At 67.8% G+C, this 6,799-nt stretch carries 8 protein-coding genes; 4 read left to right on the plus strand and 4 right to left on the minus strand.

Features of this window, described 5'->3' with window-relative positions:
* Positions 1 to 60: 60 nt before the first annotated feature.
* Entirely contained in the window at positions 61 to 843 is a 783-nt protein-coding gene (locus AOK08_RS22275; RefSeq protein WP_079054195.1) for a hypothetical protein, read from the minus strand.
* Between the two features lie 129 nt (positions 844 to 972).
* Here AOK08_RS22275 and AOK08_RS22280 point away from each other — a divergent pair, with 129 nt between their 5' ends.
* The 3 genes from AOK08_RS22280 (at position 973) to AOK08_RS22290 (ending at position 3,422) form a co-directional block, all read left to right on the plus strand.
* Entirely contained in the window at positions 973 to 1,764 is a 792-nt protein-coding gene (locus AOK08_RS22280; protein WP_055529032.1) for an ABC transporter ATP-binding protein, read from the plus strand.
* Positions 1,765 to 1,897: 133 nt separating this feature from the next.
* On the plus strand, positions 1,898 to 2,329 hold the full coding sequence (locus AOK08_RS22285) for an NfeD family protein (RefSeq protein WP_055529034.1): 432 nt from the start codon (positions 1,898 to 1,900) through the stop codon (positions 2,327 to 2,329).
* A gap of 148 nt (positions 2,330 to 2,477) precedes the next feature.
* Complete coding sequence (locus AOK08_RS22290) at positions 2,478 to 3,422, plus strand: SPFH domain-containing protein (RefSeq protein ID WP_055529021.1); 945 nt, start codon at positions 2,478 to 2,480, stop codon at positions 3,420 to 3,422.
* Positions 3,423 to 3,538: 116 nt separating this feature from the next.
* Here the strand turns inward: AOK08_RS22290 and AOK08_RS22295 are convergent, their stop codons facing one another.
* The 3 genes from AOK08_RS22295 to AOK08_RS22305 form a co-directional block, all read right to left on the minus strand.
* Complete coding sequence (locus tag AOK08_RS22295; RefSeq protein ID WP_055529023.1) at positions 3,539 to 4,045, minus strand: HNH endonuclease; 507 nt, start codon at positions 4,043 to 4,045, stop codon at positions 3,539 to 3,541.
* Positions 4,046 to 4,189: 144 nt separating this feature from the next.
* Entirely contained in the window at positions 4,190 to 4,729 is a 540-nt protein-coding gene (locus AOK08_RS22300; RefSeq protein ID WP_055529025.1) for a YbhB/YbcL family Raf kinase inhibitor-like protein, read from the minus strand.
* Positions 4,730 to 4,790: 61 nt separating this feature from the next.
* Positions 4,791 to 5,573, minus strand: a complete 783-nt coding sequence (locus tag AOK08_RS22305; protein WP_055529027.1) for a sporulation protein — start codon at positions 5,571 to 5,573, stop codon at positions 4,791 to 4,793.
* Between the two features lie 144 nt (positions 5,574 to 5,717).
* Here AOK08_RS22305 and AOK08_RS22310 point away from each other — a divergent pair, with 144 nt between their 5' ends.
* Complete coding sequence (locus tag AOK08_RS22310; protein WP_055529030.1) at positions 5,718 to 6,359, plus strand: DNA-3-methyladenine glycosylase; 642 nt, start codon at positions 5,718 to 5,720, stop codon at positions 6,357 to 6,359.
* The last annotated feature ends 440 nt before the right edge of the window (positions 6,360 to 6,799 follow it).

Consider the following 6,799-nt stretch of genomic DNA (forward strand, 5'->3'; position numbering starts at 1 on the left):
CCTGGGGGCGGCCGCCCCCAGAGACGCCCACCCCGGCCAACCCGCACCCCACAACAAACCTCACCGCACCCCCCGCTCCTCCACAACGGAGTTGTACGCCGCGACCTGCGCCCGCCGAGCCGTCCGCTCCACGGGCCGCAACGCCTCCGCCCGCGCCGCGATCTCCGAGGCGCTCACCGCCCCGCCGGGACCGTTCGCGGACGCCACCGAGATCAGCAGCCCCACCCGCTGCGCCAGCTCCAGCACCCGTACCGCCCGTGGCGGATACCCCGGCGCCAACACCTCGCGCCCCCGCTCCGCCCGCGCCCGGTACGCGTCGACCGCCGCCTCCGCGACCGGCCCCGACCCGGCGACGTCCAGCCGGGACAAGACCATCGTGGCGTCGCGCAGCGCCTCCGCGAGCTCCCGCTCGGCCTCCCCGAGGGACGGCACGTCGGCCGGCGGCGCCTCCCGTACCGGCAGGCAGTGCCAGACGACCTCGACATGCACGTCCCCGGCCGGCCCGGCCTCGTACACCTCCGGGACCAGCCCCAGCGCGGCCCCCTCGCAGACCACCGCCTCCTCCGCCTCCAGCGCCCGCGCGTTGAACTCGGGCGGCCCGCTCAGCCCGAGCGGATGCCCCGGCGCGGGCAGCGCGATCCGCAGCCCGGACGCGCCGAGCGTCCGCAGCCGCCCCAGCGCGAGCGTGAGACCGACGGGCGCCGACTCACCGGGCAGCCCCTCGACCCGGTGCACCGCGTCCTCCCCGACGATGGCGAGCACAGCGTCGTCCGGCGAAACAAGTCCGGCCAAAAGGGCATTTCCCCATGCGGCCAGTCGTCCTGAGCGTGGTTCCGAAAGCATGCCCCCACCCTAAGGACCGACCGAGGGGAGGGACCGGCCGACCGGTGGCGTAGATTTCGTGGGGGGCTGTGCCCATAGGCGCACACGAACGCGAGACTGGCCGACACTGCATTGGGAGACAACCCGCTCATGAGCGATGTTCTGGAGCTGGAGGACGTATCCGTGGTCCGCGAGGGCCGGGCTCTGGTGGACCAGGTCTCCTGGTCGGTCAAGGAGGGCGAACGCTGGGTCATCCTCGGCCCCAACGGCGCCGGGAAGACCACCCTCCTCAACCTCGCTTCCAGCTACCTCTTCCCCAGCCAGGGCACCGCCAGCATCCTCGGCGAGACCCTCGGCAAGGTCGACGTCTTCGACCTGCGCCCGCGCATCGGCATGGCCGGCATCGCCATGGCCGACAAGCTGCCCAAGCGCCAGACCGTCCTCCAGACGGTGCTGACCGCCGCGTACGGCATGACGGCCGGCTGGCAGGAGGAGTACGAGGACATCGACGAACAGCGCGCCCGCGCCTTCCTCGACCGCCTCGGCATGAGCGACTACCTCGACCGCCGCTTCGGCACCCTCTCCGAGGGCGAGCGCAAGCGCACCCTCATCGCCCGCGCCCTGATGACCGACCCCGAGCTGCTGCTCCTCGACGAGCCCGCCGCCGGCCTCGACCTCGGCGGCCGTGAGGACCTCGTACGCCGTCTCGGCCGTCTCGCCCGCGACCCGATCGCCCCCTCCATGATCATGGTCACCCACCATGTCGAGGAGATCGCCCCCGGCTTCACCCACGTCCTGATGATCCGCCAGGGCAAGGTGCTCGCGGCCGGCCCCCTGGAGCTCGAACTCACCTCCCGCAACCTGTCGATGTGCTTCGGGCTGCCCCTCATCGTCGAGCAGGTCGGCGAACGCTGGACCGCGCAGGGCCTGTCGATGTCCTGACGGACACCGGTTCCGCGCGAACCACCCCGCAGAACAAGCAGAAGAAGCAGAACAGCGGAACAACTGGAAGAAGCCTGCGCCAAGTTGATCGGCGCCCTGTCGGTGACCAGGCATGCGGACCTACCATGACGATGTGAACGACATCGACGCATGGGTGTGGTGGCTCGTCGGCGCGGTGGCGCTGGGGATCCCGCTCGTGGTGACCGCGATGCCGGAGTTCGGCATGCTCGCCGTGGGCGCCCTGGCCGCCGCCGGTACGGCCGGACTGGGCGCCGGAGTCGTCGTCCAGGTCCTGGTGTTCGCCATCGTGTCGACCGCGCTCATCGCCGTCGTACGGCCCATCGCGAACCGGCACCGCGCCGACCGGCCCCGGCTCCTCTCCGGAATCGACGCGCTGAAGGGCAAGCAGGCCGTCGTCCTGGAACGCGTCGACGGCTCCGGCGGCCGGATCAAGCTCGCCGGAGAGGTCTGGTCGGCCCGCTCTCTCGACACCCAACTCGCCTACGAGGTAGGCCAGGAGGTGGACGTCGTCGAGATCGAGGGGGCCACGGCGATCGTCATGTGACCTCGTACGACGCAAGTGAGCGGAACGTCCACAGGGCAGCCGACGGTCTGTCACACTCGACCAGCAAGATCTTCAACAAGCAGGATCTTCAACAGGCATACGATCTTTCCGCGAGCGTCAAGGCGGAGAAGGGATACGGGGATCCACGATGGAACCCATCATCATCGTCCTGATCATTCTGGTGGTGTTGGTCTTCATCGCCCTGATCAAGACCATCCAGGTCATCCCACAGGCCAGCGCCGCCATCGTGGAGCGGTTCGGCCGGTACACGCGGACACTCAACGCGGGCCTGAACATCGTCGTCCCGTTCATAGACACCATCCGCAACCGCATCGACCTCCGCGAGCAGGTCGTGCCGTTCCCGCCCCAGCCGGTGATCACCCAGGACAACCTGGTCGTCAACATCGACACCGTCATCTACTACCAGGTGACGGACGCACGGGCGGCGACGTACGAGGTCGCCAGCTACATCCAGGCCATCGAGCAGCTCACCGTCACCACGCTCCGCAACATCATCGGTGGCATGGACCTGGAGCGGACCCTGACCTCCCGCGAGGAGATCAACGCGGCCCTGCGCGGAGTCCTCGACGAGGCCACCGGCAAGTGGGGCATCCGCGTCAACCGCGTCGAGCTGAAAGCGATCGAGCCGCCGACCTCCATCCAGGACTCGATGGAGAAGCAGATGCGCGCCGACCGTGACAAGCGCGCCGCGATCCTCACCGCCGAAGGTATCCGCCAGTCGCAGATCCTCACGGCGGAAGGCGAGAAGCAGTCCTCGATCCTGCGCGCCGAAGGTGAGGCCAAGGCCGCAGCCCTGCGCGCCGAGGGCGAGGCCCAGGCCGTCCGTACGGTCTTCGAGGCCATCCACGCCGGCGACCCGGACCAGAAGCTCCTCTCCTACCAGTACCTCCAGATGCTCCCGAAGATCGCCCAGGGCGACGCCAACAAGCTCTGGATCGTCCCCAGCGAAATCGGCGACGCACTCAAGGGCCTGTCCGGCGCCATGGGCAACTTCGGCAACCTGGGCGGCGGTTCGGGCGACGGGGGCACCCCGCCCACCGAACGCCGAGAAAAGCCGTCAATCACGGACTGACGGCTTCTTGAGAACTCCGGGGGTAACCCCGCGCCCCTTCAGGGGCGCGGGGAACGGCGCGATCAACCACATCGGACCCGCGGCGAACGAACAACCAACGGACCCCGAACAAGACGCTACGCCGCCGGCTGAGTCAGCCACCCAGGCAGCGCCTCGAACTCCCCCGGCCCCAAAGACAAAAGCATCGCGTCCGCGGGCGAAGGCTCGAACGGCTGCCGCAGCAACGGCATCCCCGCCTGCTCCGGAGTCCGCGCCGCCTTACGGTGGTTGTCCTCCGCGCACGAGGCGACGGTGTTCAGCCACGAGTCCTGACCACCCTGTGCCCGCGGCACCACATGGTCCACGGTCGTCGCCCGCCGCCCGCAGTACGCGCACCTGTGCCGGTCCCGGACCAGCACACCACGCCTCGACCACGGAGCTTGTCTTCGGAAGGGCACCCGGACATAGCGGCAGAGCCTGATCACACGTGGCGCGGGTATGTCGACCGCTGCTCCGCGCATACGGATCTCGGGGTGGGCCTGCTCGACAACAGCCTTGTCCTGCAGCACCAGAACGACGGCCCGGTTCAACGTCACCGTCGACAGCGGCTCGAAGCTCGCGTTCAGTACCAGCGTGTCCCGCATCCAGCCCACCTCCTCTGCTCACAGGCCCACCGCGTGGCGGGCTTGGATCAACTCTGGCCGGGCACGCCGAGATGGACAACGCAATAAAAAATGCCCGCCTCTGATCACTTCCAAGACCAGAGGCGGGCAAACGTTCAATGAACGTCAGACTTCGGCGGGAACCTCGTACTCACCGACAAGCTGGGCACGCGCGATCGCGTGGAACCGCAGATGGAAACCGACGACCGCGGGCGACGCGTCCGCGTCCGGACCCAGCTTCTCCTGATCCACGGCGTACACCGTGAACACATACCGGTGCGGACCGTCCCCGGCCGGCGGCGCCGCACCGCCGAACTCCCTCGTGCCGTAGTCGCTGCGCGCCTGGACCACACCCTCGGGCAGTCCCTCGAACTTCCCGCTGCCCGCACCTGCGGGCAACTCGGTCACCGAGGCCGGGATGTCGAACGCGACCCAGTGCCAGAACCCGCTGCCCGTGGGCGCGTCCGGGTCGTAGCAGGTCACCGCGAAACTCCTGGTCTCCGGCGGGAACCCCGCCCACGCCAACTGCGGCGAGGTGTTGCCGGACGCGTAGACCTGAGCGTCCTTGAGTCTCGCGCCCTCCTCGACATCCGCGCTCGTGACCGTGAACGACGGGACGGGAGGATGGAAATCGTGCGGCAGCGGCGGCCTCTTGAGCTCGGTCACCTCGGTACCTCCTGGTGGGGACGGGGTCGGATCTGCGCTGTACCGGAGGCTACTGGAACTACTAGAACCAACTGCGCTTGCTGCCGACCTCGGCAAGCCACTGATTGAGGTACGCGGCCCAGTCCGTGCCCTGGTAGTCGTGCAGGCCCACCTGGAACGACCGGAAGGTGTCACTGCCCTCGCTGAACAGACCGGGCTTCTTGTCCATCTCCAGCACCACGTCCATCGCGTGCTCGTCGGCGACGAAGCTCAACTCGACCTGGCTCAGGCCCTGGTACTGAGCCGGCGGGAAGAACTCGACCTCCTGGTAGAAGGGAAGCTTCTGCCGCGTACCGCGAATGTGACCGCGTTCGAGGTCCGCGTTCTTGAAACGGAAGCCCAACTGGACGAAGGCGTCCAGGATCGCCTTCTGCGCCGGCAACGGGTGCACGTTGATGGGGTCCAGGTCACCGGAGTCGACAGCGCGCGCGATCGCCAGCTCGGTGGTCACCCCGATGTGCATCCCGCGCAGCGCCTGACCGTCGATCATCGTGACGGGTGTCTCCCAGGGGATCTCCAGCCCGAACGGCACGATGTGCACGGCACCGGCCTGGACCTCGAAGGCACCGCCCAGCCGCACCTTCGTGAACTCGATGTCCTGCTTGTACTCCTGGTCACCGCCCTCGACCTCGACCTTGGCCTGGAGCCCTACGGACAGTCCCTGGATCTCCTGATTGACGGAACCGCCCTGGATCCGCACCTCACCCTGGACGACACCGCCCGGCACGACGTTGACCTCTGTCAACACCGTCTCGACCGAAGCCCCACCGGCACCCAGGCTCGCGAGCAGCTTCTTGAACGCCATGTCTCTCCTTCTCCAGCGATCCTTGCGATCCCTTGATCCTTGAAAACGCGATCCGGCCGTGGCCGGTTCCGTCCTCACCCTGGCAAGGCGGACGCCTCCTGGCCACCCCGTTCGCCGAGCACACCTGCACTACGCTCGGACGGCATGATCGCGCCCGCTGACCGTACGCCCCTCCCCAGGGAGTTCTTCGACCGGCCGGTACTGGAGGTAGCCCCCGATCTCCTCGGCCGTGTCCTGGTACGCAACACCCCGGACGGCCCGATCGAACTGCGCCTCACAGAGGTGGAGGCCTACGACGGCCCGAACGACCCCGGCTCCCACGCCTATCGCGGCCCCACAAGCCGCAACGGCGTGATGTTCGGCCCTCCCGGACATGTGTACGTCTACTTCACCTACGGCATGTGGCACTGCATGAACCTGGTGTGCGGCCCCGAGGGCACGGCGAGCGGGGTCCTGCTCCGGGCCGGCGAGATCATCGAGGGCGCCGAACTTGCCCGCAAACGTCGAGTTTCAGCCCGAAATGACAAGGAACTGGCCAAAGGCCCGGCCCGCCTGGCCACCGCCCTGGACGTGGGCAGGGCCCTCGACGGCGCGGACGCCTGCGCCGCCGGGGCCGCACCGGTCACGATCCTGAGCGGCACTCCCGTCGGCGCCGAGCAGGTGAGCAGCGGTCCGCGCACCGGCGTGGCCGGCGACGGCGGTGTCCACCCCTGGCGCTTCTGGATCACCAACGACCCTACGGTGAGCCCCTATCGAGCCCATGCGCCTCGTCGACGCTCAACTTGACGCCCCTATGGGCGGTCCGTAAGGTAGCCCGAGCCGCTTGAACCGGGTACGGCGTTCGCCTGCAGCCGGAAGTGGCCAACCCACTACCTACGACTCCCTCTTGGCGGGGGCAATTTCGGCGTGCCTGCACACCGAAATTGTGAACGCGCCGGACTCGATTATGAGTTGCCGAGGGAATCGGCTAACGTAGTGAATGTCGAAAGGCCGACAGGCGAAAGCCAAAAGGCCCAAGGCAATCCCACCGACAGGGAATCGGAACCGGAAACGGTCTGATAGAGTCGGAAACGCAAGACAGCAAGACAAAGCAAAACAGCAGGACCGAAGGGAAACTGCCCGGAGGAAAGCCTGAGAGAGTCTCTCGGGTGAGTACAAAGGAAGCGTCCGTTCCTTGAGAACTCAACAGCGTGCCAAAAATCAACGCCAGATTTGTTGATACCCCG

It is taken from the genome of Streptomyces graminilatus (genome assembly GCF_001418565.1).
Classification (GTDB): Bacteria; Actinomycetota; Actinomycetes; order Streptomycetales; family Streptomycetaceae; genus Streptomyces; species Streptomyces graminilatus.

Coding starts and splice junctions, on each gene's coding strand:
- AOK08_RS22275 (WP_079054195.1), bottom strand. CDS start 843: ATGCTTTCGGAACCACGCTCAGGACGACTGGCCGCATGGGGAAATGCC.
- AOK08_RS22280 (WP_055529032.1), top strand. CDS start 973: ATGAGCGATGTTCTGGAGCTGGAGGACGTATCCGTGGTCCGCGAGGGC.
- AOK08_RS22290 (WP_055529021.1), top strand. CDS start 2,478: ATGGAACCCATCATCATCGTCCTGATCATTCTGGTGGTGTTGGTCTTC.
- AOK08_RS22295 (WP_055529023.1), bottom strand. CDS start 4,045: ATGCGGGACACGCTGGTACTGAACGCGAGCTTCGAGCCGCTGTCGACG.
- AOK08_RS22305 (WP_055529027.1), bottom strand. CDS start 5,573: ATGGCGTTCAAGAAGCTGCTCGCGAGCCTGGGTGCCGGTGGGGCTTCG.
- AOK08_RS22310 (WP_055529030.1), top strand. CDS start 5,718: ATGATCGCGCCCGCTGACCGTACGCCCCTCCCCAGGGAGTTCTTCGAC.